The 20616-nt window shown below is 44.9% G+C and carries 21 protein-coding genes and 1 tRNA gene; 9 read left to right on the top strand and 13 right to left on the bottom strand.

The genetic code is table 11. The annotated features are described in order from the left end of the window. Positions 1-12: 12 nt before the first annotated feature. The 3 genes from fusA to rpsL all read right to left on the bottom strand — a co-directional run bounded on the left by fusA (position 13) and on the right by rpsL (position 3140). Entirely contained in the window at positions 13-2127 is a 2115-nt protein-coding gene (gene fusA / locus ABD960_RS20085; RefSeq protein WP_345334156.1) for an elongation factor G, read from the bottom strand. A 113-nt stretch (positions 2128-2240) separates the two neighbouring features. Further along, positions 2241-2708: a 30S ribosomal protein S7 gene (rpsG, locus tag ABD960_RS20080; protein ID WP_232177707.1), complete on the bottom strand. Its 468-nt coding sequence runs from the start codon at positions 2706-2708 to the stop codon at positions 2241-2243. Positions 2709-2726: 18 nt separating this feature from the next. Further along, on the bottom strand, positions 2727-3140 hold the full coding sequence (rpsL, locus tag ABD960_RS20075; RefSeq protein ID WP_079717716.1) for a 30S ribosomal protein S12: 414 nt from the start codon (positions 3138-3140) through the stop codon (positions 2727-2729). A gap of 302 nt (positions 3141-3442) precedes the next feature. Between rpsL and ABD960_RS20070 the strand changes: the two genes are divergently transcribed. Continuing rightward, positions 3443-3643, top strand: a complete 201-nt coding sequence (locus ABD960_RS20070; RefSeq protein ID WP_345334148.1) for a hypothetical protein — start codon at positions 3443-3445, stop codon at positions 3641-3643. On the opposite strand, the gene ABD960_RS20065 is transcribed toward ABD960_RS20070, so the two are convergent. After that, entirely contained in the window at positions 3634-4602 is a 969-nt protein-coding gene (locus ABD960_RS20065; protein WP_345334146.1) for an NAD-dependent epimerase/dehydratase family protein, read from the bottom strand. The genes ABD960_RS20070 and ABD960_RS20065 overlap by 10 nt on opposite strands. A gap of 121 nt (positions 4603-4723) precedes the next feature. Here ABD960_RS20065 and glmS point away from each other — a divergent pair, with 121 nt between their 5' ends. Both glmS and ABD960_RS20055 read left to right on the top strand, forming a co-directional pair. Next, positions 4724-6559, top strand: a complete 1836-nt coding sequence (gene glmS / locus ABD960_RS20060; RefSeq protein WP_345334144.1) for a glutamine--fructose-6-phosphate transaminase (isomerizing) — start codon at positions 4724-4726, stop codon at positions 6557-6559. A 129-nt stretch (positions 6560-6688) separates the two neighbouring features. After that, entirely contained in the window at positions 6689-7624 is a 936-nt protein-coding gene (locus ABD960_RS20055; RefSeq protein ID WP_345334142.1) for a hydrogen peroxide-inducible genes activator, read from the top strand. A gap of 89 nt (positions 7625-7713) precedes the next feature. On the opposite strand, the gene ABD960_RS20050 is transcribed toward ABD960_RS20055, so the two are convergent. The 7 genes from ABD960_RS20050 to ABD960_RS20020 form a co-directional block, all read right to left on the bottom strand. Further along, positions 7714-8724: a 2Fe-2S iron-sulfur cluster-binding protein gene (locus tag ABD960_RS20050; protein WP_345334140.1), complete on the bottom strand. Its 1011-nt coding sequence runs from the start codon at positions 8722-8724 to the stop codon at positions 7714-7716. Further along, positions 8724-9728, bottom strand: a complete 1005-nt coding sequence (locus ABD960_RS20045) for a quinone oxidoreductase family protein (RefSeq protein ID WP_345334138.1) — start codon at positions 9726-9728, stop codon at positions 8724-8726. The genes ABD960_RS20050 and ABD960_RS20045 overlap by 1 nt, the downstream gene beginning before the upstream one ends. 91 nt (positions 9729-9819) lie before the next feature. Beyond that, a complete protein-coding gene (locus tag ABD960_RS20040) occupies positions 9820-10431 on the bottom strand; it encodes a superoxide dismutase (RefSeq protein ID WP_345334136.1) in 612 nt (203 codons plus the stop codon). 228 nt (positions 10432-10659) lie between these two features. Continuing rightward, complete coding sequence (locus ABD960_RS20035) at positions 10660-11133, bottom strand: nucleoside deaminase (protein WP_345334134.1); 474 nt, start codon at positions 11131-11133, stop codon at positions 10660-10662. Then, positions 11133-11507 carry an SdpI family protein gene (locus ABD960_RS20030; protein WP_345334132.1) on the bottom strand — a complete coding sequence of 125 codons (375 nt, stop codon included), beginning with the start codon at positions 11505-11507 and terminating at the stop codon, positions 11133-11135. The genes ABD960_RS20035 and ABD960_RS20030 overlap by 1 nt, the downstream gene beginning before the upstream one ends. Before the next feature lies 1 nt (position 11508). Then, positions 11509-11844, bottom strand: a complete 336-nt coding sequence (locus tag ABD960_RS20025; protein ID WP_345334130.1) for a tRNA-binding protein — start codon at positions 11842-11844, stop codon at positions 11509-11511. Positions 11845-11870: 26 nt separating this feature from the next. Further along, positions 11871-13736: a T9SS type B sorting domain-containing protein gene (locus ABD960_RS20020; protein ID WP_345334128.1), complete on the bottom strand. Its 1866-nt coding sequence runs from the start codon at positions 13734-13736 to the stop codon at positions 11871-11873. A gap of 200 nt (positions 13737-13936) precedes the next feature. Between ABD960_RS20020 and ABD960_RS20015 the strand changes: the two genes are divergently transcribed. The 4 genes from ABD960_RS20015 to ABD960_RS20000 all read left to right on the top strand — a co-directional run bounded on the left by ABD960_RS20015 (position 13937) and on the right by ABD960_RS20000 (position 17865). Next, complete coding sequence (locus ABD960_RS20015) at positions 13937-14284, top strand: hypothetical protein (RefSeq protein WP_345334126.1); 348 nt, start codon at positions 13937-13939, stop codon at positions 14282-14284. Positions 14285-14328: 44 nt separating this feature from the next. Further along, positions 14329-15258, top strand: coding sequence for a PQQ-dependent sugar dehydrogenase (locus ABD960_RS20010; RefSeq protein WP_345334124.1), 930 nt, complete (start codon positions 14329-14331; stop codon positions 15256-15258). Between the two features lie 73 nt (positions 15259-15331). Beyond that, on the top strand, positions 15332-17386 hold the full coding sequence (locus ABD960_RS20005; RefSeq protein WP_345334122.1) for a TonB-dependent receptor: 2055 nt from the start codon (positions 15332-15334) through the stop codon (positions 17384-17386). Beyond that, on the top strand, positions 17386-17865 hold the full coding sequence (locus tag ABD960_RS20000) for an SRPBCC family protein (protein ID WP_345334120.1): 480 nt from the start codon (positions 17386-17388) through the stop codon (positions 17863-17865). The genes ABD960_RS20005 and ABD960_RS20000 overlap by 1 nt, the downstream gene beginning before the upstream one ends. A 112-nt stretch (positions 17866-17977) precedes the next feature. Here the strand turns inward: ABD960_RS20000 and ABD960_RS19995 are convergent, their stop codons facing one another. Then, positions 17978-18340 carry a TM2 domain-containing protein gene (locus ABD960_RS19995; protein WP_232177725.1) on the bottom strand — a complete coding sequence of 121 codons (363 nt, stop codon included), beginning with the start codon at positions 18338-18340 and terminating at the stop codon, positions 17978-17980. 218 nt (positions 18341-18558) lie between these two features. Between ABD960_RS19995 and ABD960_RS19990 the strand changes: the two genes are divergently transcribed. Further along, positions 18559-19413 carry an AbiJ-NTD4 domain-containing protein gene (locus ABD960_RS19990; RefSeq protein ID WP_345334117.1) on the top strand — a complete coding sequence of 285 codons (855 nt, stop codon included), beginning with the start codon at positions 18559-18561 and terminating at the stop codon, positions 19411-19413. Between the two features lie 182 nt (positions 19414-19595). On the opposite strand, the gene ABD960_RS19985 is transcribed toward ABD960_RS19990, so the two are convergent. Then, on the bottom strand, positions 19596-19964 hold the full coding sequence (locus tag ABD960_RS19985) for a DUF1304 domain-containing protein (RefSeq protein WP_345334115.1): 369 nt from the start codon (positions 19962-19964) through the stop codon (positions 19596-19598). A gap of 123 nt (positions 19965-20087) precedes the next feature. Between ABD960_RS19985 and ABD960_RS19980 the strand changes: the two genes are divergently transcribed. Next, positions 20088-20161, top strand: a tRNA-Pro gene (locus ABD960_RS19980). The last annotated feature ends 455 nt before the right edge of the window (positions 20162-20616 follow it).

The following is a 20616-nucleotide window of genomic DNA, read 5'->3' as shown; positions in this document are numbered from 1 at the left end:
CCGTCAGACTAATTATTCGTCGTCACCACCTTTTTGGCGGCCTTTGTTTTTAGCAACAACTTCTTCCTGTACGTTACGTGGCGCTTCTTCGTAGTGATCAAACTCCATGGTTGAAGTTGCGCGGCCTGAAGTGATTGTACGTAATTGTGTTACGTAACCAAACATCTCAGAAAGTGGTACCATAGCTTTGATTACCTGAGAACCGTTACGGGTATCCATACCTTGCAGCTGACCACGACGGCGGTTCATGTCACCGATAACGTCACCCATGTTTTCTTCAGGGGTAAGGATTTCGATTTTCATGATCGGCTCAAGCAATACCGGTTTACATTTTGGCAATGCCGCACGGTAAGCTGAACGGGCCGCAATCTCGAAAGATAACGCATCCGAATCGACCGCGTGGAATGAACCATCAATTAAACGAACTTTTAAGCCGGTAAGCGGGAAGCCTGCAAGCACACCGTTATCCATAGCTGATTTAAAGCCTTTCTCAACAGATGGGATGAACTCGCGAGGGATTGAACCACCTACGATTTCGTTCACAAACTGTAAACCTTCTTTCTCGTCATCAGCCGGAGAGATAACAACCTGAATATCGGCAAATTTACCACGGCCACCGGTTTGTTTCTTGTAAGTTTCGCGGTGCTGGGTAGTACCGGTGATAGCCTCTTTGTAAGCTACCTGTGGTGCACCCTGATTAACCTCAACCTTGAACTCACGTTTCAAACGGTCCATGATGATATCCAAGTGAAGCTCACCCATACCTGAAATTACAGTTTGACCTGTATCCTGATCTGTTTGAACCCGGAAGGTTGGATCCTCTTCAGCTAATTTACCAAGCGCGATACCTAATTTATCAACGTCAGCCTGAGTTTTAGGCTCAATAGCCAAACCGATAACCGGCTCAGGGAATTGCATTGACTCTAACACGATAGGGTGTTTCTCGTCGCAAAGGGTATCACCGGTTTTAATATCCTTAAAGCCTACTACTGCAGCAATATCACCGGCACCTACATTAGGGATCGGGTTTTGCTTGTTAGCGTGCATCTGGAATATACGGGAGATACGCTCTTTATTCTCTGAACGCATGTTGTATACATATGAACCCGCTTCCAGGTTACCTGAGTAAACGCGGATAAAGCACAAACGGCCTACGAATGGGTCGGTAGCAATTTTAAATGCAAGTGCTGAAAAAGGCTCTTTAATATCCGGCTGGCGGGTAATTTCCTCGCCGGTATCAGGGTTTGTACCGGTAATAGCTTCAACGTCAAGCGGCGAAGGCAACAACTCCATTACATAATCAAGCATGGTTTGTACACCTTTGTTTTTGAATGATGAACCGCAAGTCATCGGAACGATCTTACCGGCCAGGGTAGCCTGACGTAAAGCGTCAAGTACTTCACGCTCAGTAATGGTGGTCGGATCGTCAAAGAATTTCTCCATCAACGAGTCATCAAACTCAGCAACAGCTTCAAGTAATTTCTCTCTCCACTCGTTAGCTTCATCAACCAGGTCGTCAGGGATCGGCACCTCGGTAAAGGTCATACCTTTATCGTGCTCGTTCCAAACCACACCACGGAAGTTGATCAAATCAACCACACCTTTAAAGCCATCTTCAGCACCGATAGGGATTTGCAGCGGCACAGCGTGGCTGCCCAGCATATCTCTAACCTGCTTAACAACTTTTAAAAAGTCAGCACCTGAACGGTCCATTTTGTTAACGAAACCGATACGCGGTACGTTGTAGTTGTTAGCCAAACGCCAGTTAGTTTCTGACTGTGGCTCAACACCATCAACTGCTGAGAAAAGGAATACCAGACCATCAAGTACACGTAATGAACGGTTTACCTCTACGGTAAAATCCACGTGGCCAGGGGTATCGATAACGTTTACCTGGTATTTATTGTTGCGGTAGTTCCAGAACACGGTAGTAGCTGCCGAAGTGATGGTAATACCACGCTCCTGCTCTTGTGCCATCCAGTCCATCGTAGCTGCACCTTCGTGCACCTCACCAATCTTGTGGCTCACACCTGCGTAATAAAGTATACGCTCGGTAGTGGTGGTTTTACCGGCATCAATGTGAGCGGCAATACCAATGTTTCTTGTATATTTAAGATCTCTTGACATCTTTTGTTGTTTGATTTCTCGGATTTAAAATGATTTCACCGACCTGTTGAGATTAAAATACAATCCTAACAAAATCGGTGTAATCATATATTAAATCGGTGTAATCCTTTTGTTTAGAACCTGAAGTGTGAGAACGCTTTGTTGGCTTCAGCCATTTTGTGCGTATCTTCCTTCTTTTTAACCGCAGCACCTTCACCTTTTGAAGCGGAGATGATCTCACCGGCTAATTTCTCCATCATGGTTTTTTCGCCACGTTTACGAGCATAGCTAATCAGCCATTTCATACCCAAAGCGATTTTACGCTCCGGACGAACCTCAGTAGGAACCTGGAAGTTAGCACCACCTACACGGCGTGATTTAACTTCAACAGCTGGCATTACATTATTTAAAGCTTTTTTCCAGGTATCTAAACCATTTTCGCTGGTTTTTTTCTCAACGATATCAACAGCGTTGTAAAAAATTGAGTACGCGGTAGATTTTTTACCATCATACATCATGTTGTTTACAAATCTGGTTACCATGGTATCATTGAACCTTGGATCAGGAAGGATAATTCTCTTTTTTGGTTTCGACTTTCTCATTTTCTATTATCCTCCTTATTATTTCTTTTTACCTTTTGCAGGTGCGGCAGCTGCCTGACCTGGTTTAGGACGCTTGGTACCATATTTTGAACGGCGCTGGTTACGGCCGGCAACACCTGAAGTATCTAACGCACCACGGATGATGTGGTAACGTACACCAGGTAAATCCTTAACACGACCGCCACGGATTAACACGATAGAGTGCTCCTGTAAGTTGTGTCCTTCACCCGGGATGTAGGCGTTAACCTCTTTACCGTTAGTAAGGCGCACACGGGCAACTTTACGCATTGCTGAGTTTGGTTTTTTAGGGGTAGTGGTGTACACACGGGTGCACACGCCTCTTCGCTGTGGACAGCTGTCCAACGCTGGCGACTTACTCTTGTCTTCCAGAGCTACTCTACCTTTTCTAACTAATTGCTGAATAGTAGGCATTTCTTGCTTTGTTTCTTTACAGTTTTATTCCTATTTTAAGGACTGCAAAGGTATGTCAATTTTTTTTATTAGCAAATGCCTGATAGAAAATATTTTAGACTAAAGAAATAGTCTGTCAAAAAAACGATGCTGACGGGGTTACTTTAAGTGATAGTCGGGTATTAAATATAAACTACAACGTGGGTTTATTTACTCGGTACATTTTAAAACACAAATTAATCATCATACTTCTGTTAAGTTATCTTGCTTACTGCATTAACCAAGTCAATTCACATCGTGAATATATAAGCAGGTTAAGCAATATGGAGTGGGGTGAAAAAATAGCGTGGGGTGAAGGATTAATTTATGGCGACCTCTTAACTTCCGCTGTAGGAATAGGTAGCGGGATAACTTTAATACTGCATAGCTTGCTTTACCGGAAGGACTTGCTATTTTATATACCGGCCAGTGCAGCGTTTATCGCCTGCGCTATACAGGTAGCCCGTATGACAAACTATTTGTAAGCAACCGAGCATATCTCCTTAATACTCTCGCTCACCGGCTTAAACTCAATGCCGATCGCTTTTTTGATCTTGGAGTTGTCAAAATACTTAGTGGTAACCGCCGATTGTGCGGCAATTTTATCCAGAAAAGGATCTTTACCCGTTATAGCCGCTACTAACGCTGCCCCGCGCCAGGCCAGGTTCATCATCCAGGGCTTGGCTTCTTTGGCCGGGGCGGGTATGCCGTAACTCTGAGCTATTTCCTCAACCAGTTGTTTATAAGCACGGTTTTCAGCGTTGATGATGAAGCGCTCGGCGGTGATATTGCTGTTCATCAGGGCGACCATACATTTGGCTACATCCTGCACATCAACCAGCCCGGCGGTGCCACGGGTATAAAACTTCAGGCCTTTGCGTACAGTATTAAAAATTTGCCCGGTGCCTTCATCACCTGCATTTACACCTATTATCAGCGAGGGATTTACAATCACAGCATCCAAACCTTCGGCTATGCCCCGCCAAACTTCCATCTCACTTTCCAGCTTTGATATGGCGTAGCCATCTGTTTCGGTGCTTACATCTAAATGCGTGTCTTCCGTAATAACCTCGCCGGGTTTTGCCAAACCCAATGCCGCGATGGAGCTTACGTGCACCAGCTTGCAATTATTATCAAGGCATAAGTTCACTATATTGGCTGTACCCGCAACATTGGCGGCAATCATGGGGTTTTTATCTTTTTGTTTTAACGATACCCAGGCTGCGGCATGATATACCTGAGTCACGCCTGCAAAAGCATCCTCCAAAGCGAAAACATCCAGGATGTCTGCGTTAACCCATTCAATATTTTCAGAAAAAGGCTTCAATATTTCGGGCACTATGGATGATCTACGTTTTGTGCAGCGCACACGTTCACCCTGCTTAACCAATTGCATGGCTACTTCAGCCCCCAAAAAACCCGTTGCACCTGTTATTAATATCATGCCTTTTTATTAAAAAATAGATTGCGCAAAAGTGCACAATTAATTTGGCAGCCTTACACTTGTTTGCGCTAAACCTCGTTACATTTGCAGCAATCAATCTACAAACAAAAAACCTGAAACAATGTGCGGAATAGTTGGATACATCGGTCACCGTGAGGCTTATTCAATAATAATAAAAGGGCTGCACCGGCTGGAATACCGCGGGTACGACAGCGCGGGCATATCGATATATAATAATGGCATTAAGGTATACAAAAAAGCAGGCAAGGTAAGCGCGCTCGAAGAATTTGCCAAAGACCTTCCGGTAGCGGGCACCATAGGCATGGGCCACACCCGCTGGGCTACGCACGGTGCGCCAAGTGACCGTAACTCGCATCCGCATGCCTCAAACAACCGCAAGCTGACCATTATCCACAATGGCATAATTGAGAATTATGCGACCATTAAGGAAACACTACTGGCCAAAGGCCATGTGTTTAAAAGTGATACAGATACTGAAGTATTAATTCATTTAGTTGAAGACATTGCCACGGCTACGGGAATAGACCTGAAAGAAGCCGTGCGTATTGCACTAAATAAAGTGATAGGCGCTTACGCTATTGTTATTATGAGCGAGGACGACCCTAACCTGCTCATTGCGGCGCGCAAGGGCAGCCCGATGGTTATAGGTGTGGGCGAGGGCGAATACTTTATCGCTTCGGATGCTACGCCGATTGTGGAGTACACCAAAAATGTAATTTACCTGAACGATAACGAGATCGCTTACATCACCCGCGAAGAGCTGCTGATTAAAAACATCGACAATACGGTACAAACGCCCTATATACAGGAGCTTGACCTGAAGCTGGAAATGCTGGAAAAAGGCGGCTACGATCATTTTATGCTGAAGGAAATTTACGAACAGCCACGATCAATCCGCGATTGTTTGCGTGGCCGTATTTATCCGCAGCAGGGCAATGTTCAGCTGGGCGGCATTAAGGAGTATGCCGATAAGCTCCGCAACCTCGACCGTATTATTATAGTCGCCTGCGGTACATCATGGCATGCCGGCTTAGTTGGCGAGTATTTAATTGAAGAGTATGCGCGCATATCCGTTGAGGTGGAATACGCTTCTGAATTCAGGTACCGCAACCCTATTATCACCGAAAAAGACTTGGTGATAGCCATATCGCAATCCGGCGAAACGGCTGATACTATGGCAGCTATTGAGCTGGCCAAAGAGAAAGGTGCGACAATTTTTGGCGTATGTAATGTGGTGGGCGCATCCATTCCGCGTGTTACGCATGCAGGTGTTTATACCCATGCCGGTCCCGAAATCGGCGTTGCCTCAACCAAGGCGTTTACCTCACAGGTAACAGTTTTAACGCTGATGGCCTTTTATATGGCGCAGCAGCGCGGCGCTATTACCCAAAGCAAACTGATAGAATACCTGACAGAACTGGATGCTATACCTACGCTGATAGAAAAGGCTTTAAAAACTAATGACAAGATTAAGGAGATAGCCGCTAAATTTAAGGATAGCCGCAACTGTCTTTTCCTGGGCAGAGGCAGCTCATTCCCCGTAGCGCTTGAGGGCGCCTTGAAACTTAAGGAGATATCCTACATCCATGCCGAGGGTTATCCGGCGGCCGAAATGAAGCACGGACCAATCGCGCTCATAGATGCTGAAATGCCGGTGGTATTTATCGCCACCAAGCATTCATCGTACGAGAAAGTGATCAGCAACATACAGGAAGTAAAAGCACGCGGCGGCAGGGTGATCGCCATTGTAAGCGAGGGAGACACGACCGTTAAAGATATGGCCGACTACGTAATTGAGATACCGCAAACCGGTGAAGCCTTTGTACCGCTGGTGGCAACCATACCCCTGCAATTGCTATCGTACCACATCGCCGTAATGCGTGGCTGCAATGTGGATCAGCCACGTAACCTGGCAAAATCAGTAACGGTAGAGTAATTTATTCGGGATAAATATCGAATGGCTCCTTACAATGCAGGGGGCCATTTTTGTTGTGGATAAAAACACAACGAAAGCAATAGAATAAATTGATGATAATTATAAATTTGCATCAATTTATTCTATATTATGACTATTACACAACTGGAATATATAGTAGCCGTTGACACCTACCGCAGTTTTGTTACTGCCGCCGAGAAATGCTTTGTTACGCAACCCACCCTGAGCATGCAGATACAAAAACTAGAGGACAACTTAGGCGTTAAACTTTTTGACCGTACCAAACAGCCGGTTATTCCAACCGAGATAGGTATTGAAGTAGTAAGCCAGGCCCGCGTGCTTTTAGCCGAAAGTGAGAAGATAAAAGAAATTATAAGCGACAGGCAAAAGGAATTATCCGGCGAGCTGAAAGTTGGCATTATCCCGACCATAGCGCCGTACATACTTCCTAAAATTATCACCAGCTTTATAGAAAAATACCCGCAGGTAAAATTGGTGGTGTGGGAGCAAACTACCGAACAGATCATCCAGCAACTGAAAATGGGCACGATTGACTGCGGCATCCTGTCCACGCCGCTGCATGAGGCATCATTAACGGAAGTACCGGTGTTTTACGAAAATTTTGTGGCCTACGTATCGCGCGACAGCAACCTGTTTAAAAAGAAAAGCATACAGCCTGATGATATTGATGTGGAAGAAATATGGGTACTTAACGAAGGCCATTGCATGCGCGAGCAGGTACTGAACATTTGCCAGCGCCGTAAAAGCACACGCGGCTTTCAGCATTTTGAATACAATACGGGCAGCGTTGAAACACTTAAACGCATGGTTGACCAGAATAACGGCGCTACCATATTACCTGAACTCGCCCTTGCCGACCTAACCGAAAAACAATTGGACAGGGTGCGCTACTTTAAATCGCCGGAACCAGCCAGAGAAGTAAGCATCGTCATACCCCGCAACTTTTTAAAACGCCGCATGATTGAAGCGCTGAAGAACGAGATACTCGAATTTATCCCCAAAAGGTTAAAAACGAAGAAGAAGAAAGAAATAGTAGACATATAGTGATTCGTGGTTGGAGATTAGTAATCAGTGATCAGAAATATAATAGGCAACTTGTTTAAACCTAATCTCCAATCACTGACTACTAACCACTAATCAACAACTATCTCCACCTCCGTTACCGGATGGCCGGTGCAGGTGAGTATCCACCCCGCGGCTAAGTCATCGGGGGTTAGTACATCGTTTCGAGCCATTTCAACTTTGCCGCTGGTGCACATCACTGCACAAGCGGAGCATACACCCGCCCGGCAACTGTATGATAATCTGATGCCATTTTGCAAGGCAGCCTGTAAAATAGATTGATTTTCGCCTGCTATGATATTGTAATGCTCACCCTTATAGGCAATGCCAACTTTTTGCGGCGGATAATTAAGCGCAGGCGGCGTTACTCCTACAGTATCAATCACAAAATTTTCCTTACGGATGCGTTGAGGCTCAACACCCATATACAGCAAAGTAAGCCTAAGCATACGCATGTAAGCGAAAGGCCCGCACAAGTAAAAATCGGCGTTAGCCAAACCATTAGACGCATGCTGCTTTGCCAACTTTTCGGCCATAAAGTTATTCAACCGATTGGCTTCGCTGCTAAGCAGGTGTATAACTTTTAATCTATCAGCATGGGTATTTGCCATCTCGCCAAGTTGCTTCTTAAATATAATTGATGACTCGCTGAGGTTGCTATAGATAATAACTATATTGCTTTGCCCGGGTTGCTTTAATATATATTTAAGCTGAGAAAAAACCTGAGTAATACCACTACCTGCGGCGAATATGATTATATCTTTCTTCTCTTCGGAATGAGTTATCAAGAAACGGCCTGCGGGTTCAACCGCATTCAATATATCACCAACCTCGATTTTAGTAGACATGAAGCGCGAAATTTCGCCGTTTGGGATGCGTTTTATGGTGACAGCCAGCAAGTCTTCATCAGGTGATGAACTTAACGAATACGAACGGCGAATCTCCTCATGATGATGATCAAACACCAGCGTAATAAATTGACCAGCTTTATACCTTACTTTTTCGCCGGTTACATTGCTCAGGTAAAACGTGGATGTATCAGCTGTCTCTCGCTCTATCTTCTCAACCCTTAACTGCAGCATTAACTTATTTTTAAAACCAACTTACCAAACTGGCTTGAGTCATCCATCTTCCTGATTGCTTTTTCAGCCTCAGCCAAAGGAAAGACTTCATCAATAACCGGCTCAATTTTATGGTCGCTGATGAATTGCAGCATCTGCTCAAATTCAGCAGGTGAGCCCAGCGTGGTACCCAATATGCTGATGTGGTTCCAGAATATTTTACGGCCGGCTAATTCGGGTATGCTGCCTGCAGTACCGCCAAAAAACACGATGCGGCCACCCGGTTTGCAAATATCTATCAGCTTTTCAAAGCCTTTGCCCAGGGCACTATCAATAATCACATCAAACCCACCGCCCGATAGCTGCTGCAATTGTTCGGCCCAATCCTGTGCTTTGTAATTTACGCCTGCCAAAGCACCCAACTGCCGTGCACGTTCTATTTTTTTAGCCGAGCCGGAGGTAACAAATACCTGGCAGCCCGCAGCTACGGCGTATTGCAAGGCAAAAGCCCCAGTACCGCCGCCAACTCCGGTTATCAATACCTTATTCCCCTTTTTTACCTGCCCTTTGGTAAACAACGCCCTAAAAATAGTTAAACCCGCTACAGGCAATGTTGCGGTTTGCTCAAAGCTAAGATGAAGTGGCTTAGGCTGCAAATCAGTCACCGGAACGGAAATATATTCAGCAAATGTGCCTTGGTTGGGCGGTAAGCCGATGATATTAAAATCCTTTGATTGGTGCTCGGTGCTTTCTCCCCAGCCATGCGCCGGATAGATGACCACCTCTTTGCCTATCCAGCCGCTACCGGCATCGCTACCCGCTTCCACAACCATGCCCGCACCGTCAGATCCGATTACAGAGGGATAGGATATCCCCGCGTATTTGCCCTGCGTTATCCACCAGTCGCGGCGGTTCAATGATGCCGCTTTTAACTGCACCAGTACCTCGCCCGGCTGAGGTACTGGTTTATCAATATCTTTTATAGTTAGTGGCTGGTTCAGCCCTTCCAGTACAATAGCTTTCATACATACAATGCGCTTAAGGCGCTAATTTTAAAACAAAAAAGCGGCAGAATGTTTACACCCTGCCGCTTTTGTAAATACGATATTGGTAAGATTAAGCAGTTGCTTTAGTATAAAGCTCGGCTACTTTTTCCCAGTTAACTACGTTCCAGATAGCTGCCAGGTAATCCGGGCGACGATTTTGATATTTCAGGTAATAAGCGTGCTCCCACACGTCGATACCTAAAATTGGCGTACCTTTTACTTCGGCGATATCCATTAAAGGGTTATCCTGGTTCGGGGTTGAAGTTACTGCCAGTTTTTTATCGGCTGTAACAATTAACCAGGCCCAGCCCGAACCGAAACGGGTTGCACCGGCTTCAGAAAGTTTTGTTTTCAATTCATCAAATGAACCAAATGTGCTGTTGATAGCCTCGGCTAATGCACCTGTTGGCGCGCCGCCGGCATTTGGTGCAAGCAAAGTCCAGAACAGGGAGTGATTGTAGTGGCCACCGCCGTTGTTGCGTACTGCTACAGGGTATTTTGATATATTGGTTACGATCTCCTCAATACTGGCATCAGCCTCAGGCTTGCCTTCCAATGCTTTGTTCAGGTTGGTAACATAAGCCTGGTGATGCTTGCCATGGTGAATTTCCATGGTAGCTTTATCAATGTGCGGTTCTAATGCCTCTGGTGCGTATGGTAACGCAGGTAGTGTAAAAGCCATGATATTTGTGTTTAAAAGTTTACTATTGTAGTTGTACCAGCAAATATAAGTCCGTAAGCGGCATATTGTTCTAAATAAATGTCATTTGTTGGTCTGTATTGTTTTGAACCAGAATTTTCAGAATTAATGAATGAGCAGAATATTGTCGGAAGCAGGATTTACAGGATTCAGGATGAACAGAATACCATACTCAGTTCTGAAAAATTCTCAAATTCCGTAAATTCCGGTTCAAGACTTCCGCTTACTCTTAAAAAAATTCCGCACCAGTTCGGCACATTCATTCTCGCGTATGCCGCCTGTTATTTCTGTTTTGGGGTGAGTGATCTTTTGGTTTAACCGCCCGAAACCCATGCGCTGATCGTAAGCGCCGAACACTATGCGCGCCACCTGGAACCAGTATGAGGCACCGGCACACATTACGCAAGGTTCCAGCGTAACGTATAGCGTGCAGTCTTGCAAATACTTGCCGCCCATATAGTTGGCGGCGGCGGTTAAGGCCTGCATTTCGGCATGTGCCGATACATCATTGAGCCGCTCGGTAAGGTTATGCCCCCTGCCAATGATCTTGGCCTTGCAAACTACAATAGCGCCAATGGGTATCTCATCTTCGGCCAGCGCCTGCTTAGCCTCATTGAGCGCCTCGTTCATAAAAAAATCATCGGGTGATATAGTGGGTTCACCCTCAAAGTTGATGTATCGCATTATGGTTTATTATCAAATTTACGTGATAAATGTTTTTCGGTTGATACGATCAGCGCTACACAAAAGCCTATGGCTGATGGTATAAGCAATATGGAATTCACAAACATAAAAGTTTCGTGTTCTAAATTAACCGCGCATAAAACAGCCGTTGTGACGATGCCGACAAGCAATAACATAAATCCCGAACGCATCATAAACCGGGCGGCGTAATGGTTAGCTTCATCCCAGGTTTCCTGGTTTTTCATAGAGCTGGGCATGCGGTAACCGTAAAGGGCGTTAATTTTTTTGGGTGGAAAGCGCTTTTGAATATATCCCGCGAGAGTAAAGATTATACCGATCAGCTGCGGGCCAATTATCCAGCTAAGCAAATCCATATCAAATTAATTTATGGCCATTTGGAACCGGGCGCTCAATTGCGGTCAAAACAATATCGCCGTTTTCATCGGCAAAGCCGGTAACCAGAAACTCCGACATGAATTTGCCGATCTGCTTTTTGGAGAAATTGATCACACCGACGATCTGCCGGCCAACTAACTCTTCCTTTGAATAGTGTTTGGTAATTTGCGCGCTCGACCACTTGATGCCAAACTCCCCAAAATCAACACGTACCTTATATGCAGGCTTATGAGCTTCCGGATAATCAAGCGCTTCGAGTACAGTGCCCGCGCGCAGTTCTACCTTTTCAAAATCATTCCAGGATATTGTTTCCATATAAGTACAAAGGTAAAAAAAGCGCATTACCGCAAAAGCGTAACATAGCCCGCAACCTTTGGCGTATTGTTTTTCAAATTAATAATATAGTAATAGGTACCGGCAGGCAAACGCGTACTATTAAAGGTACCATCCCAAGGCGTGGTATACCCAACGCTGCGGAACACCTGCTGTCCGTTTCGGCTATATATTAATGTTTCACTTGCCGGGTAGGTGGATAGCGCTGCGATGTTCCAAACATCATTAATGCCATCGCCGTTTGGCGTAAAGGTATTTGGTACCTGTATTTTTTGATAAACGCGTACAAAAACACTGGCGGTATCTATACCGCAGGGGCCGGTAACGGTTACGGTGTAGCGCACATCCTCGGTGGCGGCTACACTCGGATTCGGATCAGTTGGGTTATCTAACCCATCTTCCGGCCACCATTTGTAAGTTGTGATGGCACCGGCATATACCGGATCCAGTTTGATAGTAGCACCTTCCAGCATGTCGCGCCTTGCACTTAAGCTTACTTCAGGTGATTCAATAACGCTAACGGTAACCGTATCGGTATAGCTGCACGCGCCGTTGCTTACCATTACCGTATAGGTTGTTGTTTGCGTTGGACTGACCACCGGGTTTGCGATATTTGCTTGACTAAGCCCCGCTGCTGGCAACCAGTTATATGTATAATTATCGGCTATATCAGTGGCTACATTAAGTTGCGCCGACTCGCTACGACATATATTTGCTTTATCTGCACCGGCATTGGCTACAAACTGCGGTTTTACATTGATTTGAAAAGTCTGCGGATCGCTTATACATCCCTCGGCAGATATGGCATAGGCCGTGTATGACCACCCGCCGGGCGGATCAGGACTTTTAAAAGTGTATTGTGAGTTTGTTGTCTCCGCACTGAACCCGTCGGGACCAAGCAGCCGGTAACGTACGCCGCCGGAAAAATTGATGGTTACATCTTCGCCGCGGCAAATGGTAACGTTATTCATAGGGGCCAAAACAGGTCGGGCGTAAATGGTGATGCTTTGCGGTAAAGAATAAATACGGCAGTTCTCCGATCCTAAATTGCCGGCCCTTGCGGCGGCTACCCTGTATTGGTGTACCGCTGCAACAGAAAGATTAATATTGGCAATGTATTGCGTACTGTTTTGTCCGGCTAAATCTTTCCACTCGTTATTTATAAACTCCTGCCATTGAAAAACATAGCCCGGATGCGATGCTGCCCTTAATGTAAAGTTTCGGCTGCCGCTGCTTGTGCAGGCTGTAAAATCCTGCGCGGCACCATCAATGGAACTGCTTAATTCCGGGCCGCATGCGCGAAAAGCGAAATCGTCCAATATAAAATCGTTACCGTAACCCCCTTCAGCATCGTTAAAAATTTTCAATGTAACGCTATCGGTATTAGGTGTAGTGCGAAAGGTGACACCACGTTTTATAAATTCGGGACCTGCGGTAGGGGTTATGGTAATGGTAGTATCACGTATGGTGCTGTCTTTATCGTCCACAATTAAAAAACGGAGTGCAGGATGCCGTACATCAGACGATTCAATGTCCAGCCGCATTAGGTCAAGTACATAAATTGAGAGTTCGTAAACAGTATTGCCGCACAGGCCGGTTACCTTTTTTTCAAAAAACTGACTTTTGGCGTATGATGCATTTACCACCATCATATAACCGCCGTTACCCGTATTATCTGACGGAACAGAATGCCAGGTACCCGCATTACAGGGCGGCGGGGCGTAACTCCGAACAATGGTATATTGCCCATCCTGCGGGCATGTATTAGTAGTGAATTGTATAATCTGCGCTTGTCCATTTGGTAATGCTCCGCCCTGGTTAAAGCTTTCTGACACTACCGGATCGCCCAGGCTACCGTCACAAACCTGTGCCATTGCATTGTTTGATAAAAAAACAATAAACAACACAAATATAAACCTGTGAAAAAAGAGCCGCATTAACAGTAAGGGTGTATTTGGTTATAATTGCGATTAAGGTAGCATATTAAGCTTAATATGCCAAGTAACGATTTATGCGCACCTCAAACAAATAATTTTCACGGTAGTTAAATAATTGATTTGAAACACATACTACCATGAAAAACAGATACTCAACATACCTTTTAGCCCTGGCCATAACGGCGGCGGGCTGCGGAGGCGATAAAAAAGCCAACCATAATGATGCCGATACCGTAACCAATAAAGGCAATCAGCAGGTTAAACTACCCGCGCCTTACGAAACGGAATCAACCACAAAATTTGCCAAGGTATTGGGCTGGCCGAAAGATAAGATGCCCACAGTGCCCGAAGGTTTTGAGGTAAGTCTTTTTGCCGATAGCCTGCGCAATCCGCGTAATATTTATGTGGCACCTAACGGCGACATTTTGTATCAGAAGCCAATACGGAATCAAAAGGGCCGAAAAAGAAAGCTGAAGACCTGGTAAGCGGTCGCGATAAATCACAAAACCTGGGTAAGAGCGCTAATGACGTGATACTCTTTCGCGATACCAATGGCGACGGCAAATATGATCTGCGCACTATATTTTTAGGCAAACTGAACCAGCCATATGGTATATTGGTACTGGGCGATTGGTTTTACGTAGCCAATACCGACGGGCTATGGCGTTATCCATACAAAACCGGCCAAACCGAAATTACGGCTAAAGGCACTAAGATACTCGATCTGCCTGCGGGAGGATATAACAATCACTGGACACGCAACCTGATTGCCGGCAAGGATGGCAAAAAGATTCTTATCTCCGTAGGATCGGGCAGTAATGTTGCTGAGCACGGCTTGAACAATGAAATACGCCGGGCAAACATACTGGAGATAAACCCTGATGGATCGGGTGAGCGCATTTATGCTTCGGGCTTGCGTAACCCGGTAGGCACCGATTGGGAACCCAAAACAGGCAAACTATTTACCGTGGTTAACGAGCGCGACAAACTTGGCGACGGCCTGGTACCAGATTATCTTACCGGCGTACAGGAGGGTGGTTTTTACGGTTGGCCTTATGCTTACTTCGGTCAGCATGAAGACCCATCGGTAAAGCAAAAAAATCCGGAAATGGTGAAAAAAACATTGGTACCTGACCTGGCTCTGGGATCGCATACTGCATCGTTAGGTTTGGCGTTTTATACCGGCAACAAATTTCCGCAGCAATACCGGGGCGGCGCATTCATCGCGCAGCACGGCTCATGGAACAGCTCAAAACTGGTAGGTTACAAGGTTTTATACGCGCCTTTTGCGAATGGTAAACCAACCGGCGAGTTGCAGGACTTTTTAACCGGGTTTGTTGCCGACCTTGAAAAGGGTGAAGTTTATGGCCGGCCGGTTGATGTGGCGGTTTTGAAAGACGGATCAATACTGGTAAGTGATGACTCGGCTAACAAAATATGGCGCGTATCAGCCAAATAGCTTTATTTATTAATTTAATAAATAGCCCTCTATTCAGTTAAAGGGCTATTTTTGTTTTTATACTATTATACCCGTGAAAAAACTTTTCATCGCCATACTTGGCCTGGGCAGCACTCTGGGCATTGTCCGCGCTCAAACCATTGACACTACAAAAACATTAAACCAGGTAACCGTAAAGGGATATTTGAGTGAGCAGCCGGTGTTGAGCACGTCAGCATCTGTTGGCGTAGTAACCGCGGCGCAATTGCTGCTGCAACCGTCGGCCTCGTTTGTACCGGCTTTAAATACCGTACCCGGCATCAGGGCCGAGGAGCGCTCACCGGGAAGTTACCGCCTGTCTGTTCGGGGGAGTTTGCTGAGATCACCGTTCGGCGTACGTAACATCAAGGTTTATTATGATGAAATACCGCTTACCGATGCAGGCGGCAATACTTACTTAAACGCGCTCGATTTTAACAGCATCCGCAATATCGAAATATTAAAAGGGCCTGATGGCAGCCTGTTTGGCGCTAATACCGGCGGCGTGGTGTTGTTGAACACGTCCGCATCAAGTGATAATGCCATTTCTGCCGGAGTAAATGCCGGATCATACGGATTATTCCATCAAAACGCGGGCCTGCAACAGCAATGGGGCAATTATGGGCTATCGGTTAACCAGGCATACCAAAGCTATGGAGGTTACCGGCAAAACAGCTATATGTACCGGCATTTTGTTAATACAACCAACCGGCTTAAATACGGAACGGATAACGAGGTGAAGGCGATAGCTTTTTATTCCGATTTAAACTATCAAACGCCGGGCGGCCTTAACCTGGCACAGATGGAAGCCAATCCCCGTTCGGCACGCCTGCCAACGGCTACACTGCCCGGGGCATTACAGCAAAAAATCGGCATCAGGCAAAAAATGTATTTTGGCGGACTGGTAAATAACTGGCAGATTAATGACCGGCTGAAAAATGTGGCGTCAGTATTCGGCAATCATGTCGATTTTGCTAACCCGTTCATCACCAATTATGAGTTCAGGAATGAAGACACCTATGGCCTGCGCACTTATTTTGAACTCAACTCCTTGAAAAAAACTAATTTTAACTGGAAACTCGACCTGGGCGTAGAGTGGCAGCAAACCAACTCAACCATCGCCAATTATGATAACAACGGCGGCACCCGCGGCGATGTACAGGCTACCGACCGGCTGAACAGCAACCAGCATTTTGTTTTTACCCGCTATGCGGCCACCTTGTTTGATCGTTTTAATATAGAGGCCGCGGTAAGCCTTAACTACTTTAAATACCGCTTTAAAAATATTGCGCCTGCCAATGAGGCTGATTTTAGTGAGCGCGATTTTGATGCGCAGCTAATGCCGCGGCTGGCCTTGTCATACCTCATTACAAACAACTTTAGCTGGCGGGCATCAGTAAGCCGTGGTTACTCATCGCCTACCAACCTGGAGGTACGCCCGAGCAATAATATTGTAAATACTACACTGAACGCCCAAACCGGCTGGAACTATGAAAGTGGTTTCCGTTTACGAAATAATGATGAGAGTACTTATCTGGACGTATCGGCATTTTATTTCAGGATGCAAAATACCATTGTGCCCCGTCGTTTAGCCAATGAAACCGAATACTATGTTAACGCGGGTGGTACCAACCAACCGGGCGCCGAGCTATACTTTAGCAGTTGGCTGCTGCGTAAAGGCAACGGAGTTGTAAGAGGCTTGCAATTTAATACGGCTTATACCTTCAGCAAATACAGTTTCAGGAGTTACAGCACGGCAGATGCTGATTTTTCGGGAAACAGGCTTACCGGCATACCGCGTAACGTGGTGGTGAGCAATGTGCAGGTGCTGTTACCGCAGTCGATATCCTTGTTTGTGCAGCATAACTTTACCGACCGCATTCCGCTTAACGATGGCAATACCGTTTTCGCGCCCGAATATCACCTGTTACAGGCGCGGGTAAGCTGGCAACATCGCATAGGCAAAACCAAACTGGAGATATTCGCCGCTGCTGATAACCTGCTGAACGAAAAATATAGCCTGGGCAACGACTTGAATGCGGTAGGTAACCGTTACTATAACCCGGCACCGCTACGAAATTATAATGCCGGACTAAACGTAGCGCTGTAATGCACAGGCAGATCACCATTATTCTCCACACAACAATAAATGCACCGGTTGAGCGGGTGTTTGATTTGTCGCGGAGCATTGATCTGCATATACAATCAACCAAACATACTGATGAAGAAGCCATTGCAGGCCGTACCAGCGGATTGATCGGCATGGGCGAAACCGTTACCTGGCGGGCCAGGCACTTCGGCATCAGGCAAACACTTACCTCAAAAATCACAGCTTTTAACCGCCCCTGGCATTTTACTGACGAAATGGTTCGTGGCGCTTTTAAAAGCTTCAGGCATGAGCATTGGTTTACGCAAACCAACGGACAAACCACCATGAAAGATATATTTTACTTTGAAGCCCCGCTTGGCTGGCCCGGATGGTTGCTTGGCCGGTGGATATTGAAACGCTACCTTACCAACCTGCTCATTAAGCGAAATGAGGTTATAAAACAGGTTGCAGAATCAGGCGACTACAGCCCGGCTAACTAAGCCAACGCATTTGACAATATAAAAACAGCAAAGCCGGCAAGCATAATAAGCAGGCCGGCTATTATTAAGTATTTACCTATACCGCTATTAAGCGGCATGGCTGCAAGTATATTTATTGGTACATTTTAGCAATCTGGAAACTCTCGTAAGCCATTTGCTTATTGTACTCGTTGGTGAGGTTTTTATGATTGACAAGGTCAACAATGGTGCCTATAAAGCACAACCCTGCGGTAAAGAAATATAGAAGGCCCATGCCTATCTGGCCCAGCATAAAACGCTGTATGCCCGCAAACCCAACAAAACCCAACAAGCTTACCAGCAATATATCCTGCGGATTTTTACGCTTGGTTGAGTAGATACCGTAAAAGCGGTTCTTCTGTTGCTCGTCAAGCTCGGCAGTGGCCTGCTGTAAAAACAGAACCTCTTCAGGGGTGATGCCTGAGAATGTATAGTATGGATTGTTAGGAGCGTACATGGCTTTCAGTTTTAAGTGATTGATTAATTTGTTGATATAAAGGTACGTTGCCGACCCACATCAGCCAATGTAAAATAGGTTAACAGATTAAGGTAGTCGGTAAGCGTGGTTTTTTTGGCGGTGAAAAGAGGGGGGGGATGGAATTATGGTAAACTAATCAAAAATTTTACAAATAGCTATTTTAGAACTACAAACGTATCTTTATTAAAAAAAACCACATGCCATTATTTTCTCAAAGATTAGGGCTTAAACCTATTAAAGTAGAAATTCAAAGAGAACGAGCTGATTCTGAATTAAGAAACGAGCTTTGGAATGCCATATATATTACATATTTCCATAACCAAACTAGTAAACTTATAATGAATTTGAGTTCTTCTAAAAGTATCTTGTTACAGAAAATTTGGATATATTACTTTAAACAAGCTTTCGATGAATTGCCTAACTACGTTTATGAAATAACAGAACGTATAAAAAATGAAATGCTAAGGAAGATGTGGCATGATCTTTTTGACATTTTAGAATTTATCCCTGATAACTATAACGAGGAAAATGAAAAAAGTGACGAAAGTGCTATAAACAAAAAATTTTATGCTTGGGCAAATAAAATATTAGAAAGACATCTTTCTGCTTATAGGTTCGTAAATGGACTATTAACTGAAATTACGTCAAGCGAAGAAATTGATGTTATTGAACACGCTGTAAATAATATAAAATTTCTTCCTCCTGTATTACATCTCCGAAGAGCACTTGAACTTTTTTCAGATCGTTCTAATCCTGATTACAGAAACTCCATTAAAGAATCAATTTCTGCAATTGAATCCTTCTGCAAAACAATAACAGAAGATAGTAAAGCCACCTTAGGAAAAGCTTTAGCCGTAATTGAAAAAAAGCACGAATTACACGCATCACTTAAGTCCGCATTCAACGCATTGTACGGATATACATCAGATGCACAGGGCATCAGACATGCGTTGATGGACGAATCGGAACTTAGACAAGAAGACGCAAAATTTATGTTGGTAACATGTAGTGCATTTATAAATTACTTATCAACCAAGACTAACAATGATTAATACCGATTCGTTTTAAATCTATAAAAAGGGTAAATGCATAATTAATGTTAACTCTATTATTATATGCCCCTCTTCTGAATATAAAGTAGCCCGGTACCGTCATCTTTCTAAATAGTTACACATTGTAAGCGGGGCTTCTATTAAATAGCACCCGCTTATTTGGGGTGGTGTGGTAGATGTCTTTATTTAGTTAGCCAAACAAACAACATCGCCAGCAATGCCGGCATCGCCTGCATAAAAAATATCTTTTTTGATGCGGTAAGCGCACCAAAAATTCCTGCAACCGCTACACATCCTAAAAAAAACAAGCGAATGTTAATGGCCCATTCCGCATCATCAATAAAAAACGACCACACTAACCCTGCAACCAGGAAGCCATTGTAAAGGCCTTGGTTAGCCGCCAGCCCCTTGGTGGGTTTAAATAATTCCTGCGGCAACGATGTTGAAAATACCCTTTTACCCGCGGTTTCCCAGGCAAACATTTCCATCCATAAAATATAACAATGCTCTATTGCTACAAACACGGTCAGCACAATTGATATAGTAACCATTGTAATTGTTTTAATGTTCCGGCTCTACTTATAAGCATTGAATTTAAGCTTTTATTTTGACGGGTCGCCTGAATGTCTCTTTATTTTAAAATTTCATTCCAACCTATATATTTGCACTCCCTTCGGGATGTAGCGTAGCCCGGTATCGCGCCAGCATGGGGTGCTGGAGGTCGGAGGTTCGAATCCTCTCATCCCGACTTGACAGGACAAAATGGATTTATTTCCATTTTGTCCTTTTTTATTTCCGCTTAACTCGTTGTTTATTTGGTAAATAAGTCTTGCCGCTTCGTTCACTCTGCCGGTTCGAAGTGAATTTTTTTCAAAATTGAATTTTTCGGGGAACATCGAACCAATGATTTGGCGCTTTTCTTCAATAGTGCCTGTTTCGTATGCACAATCAATTTTTAATAACTTATCTATCCCCTGATTTAACAAGTCGGCAATATTGATTTGATCGTCTTTCTGTGCGTTTAATTTTACTTCTAATTTTTCCAAAGCTGCTGTGTAATCACTTTTCATTATCCGGAAGTCTTCCGGTTCAATCTGACGTGAGGCCAGCAGGTCTCGGATATAGGCTAATTTGCTTTCAATATCTTTAATCTGTATAAGCAATTGTTTGCGGTCGTCCTGCAGGTGCGCTGTCTGGCTTTGC

It is taken from the genome of Mucilaginibacter defluvii, assembly GCF_039543225.1.
Classification (GTDB): domain Bacteria; phylum Bacteroidota; class Bacteroidia; order Sphingobacteriales; family Sphingobacteriaceae; genus Mucilaginibacter; species Mucilaginibacter defluvii.
This window is presented reverse-complemented; position numbering and strand designations above follow the sequence as displayed.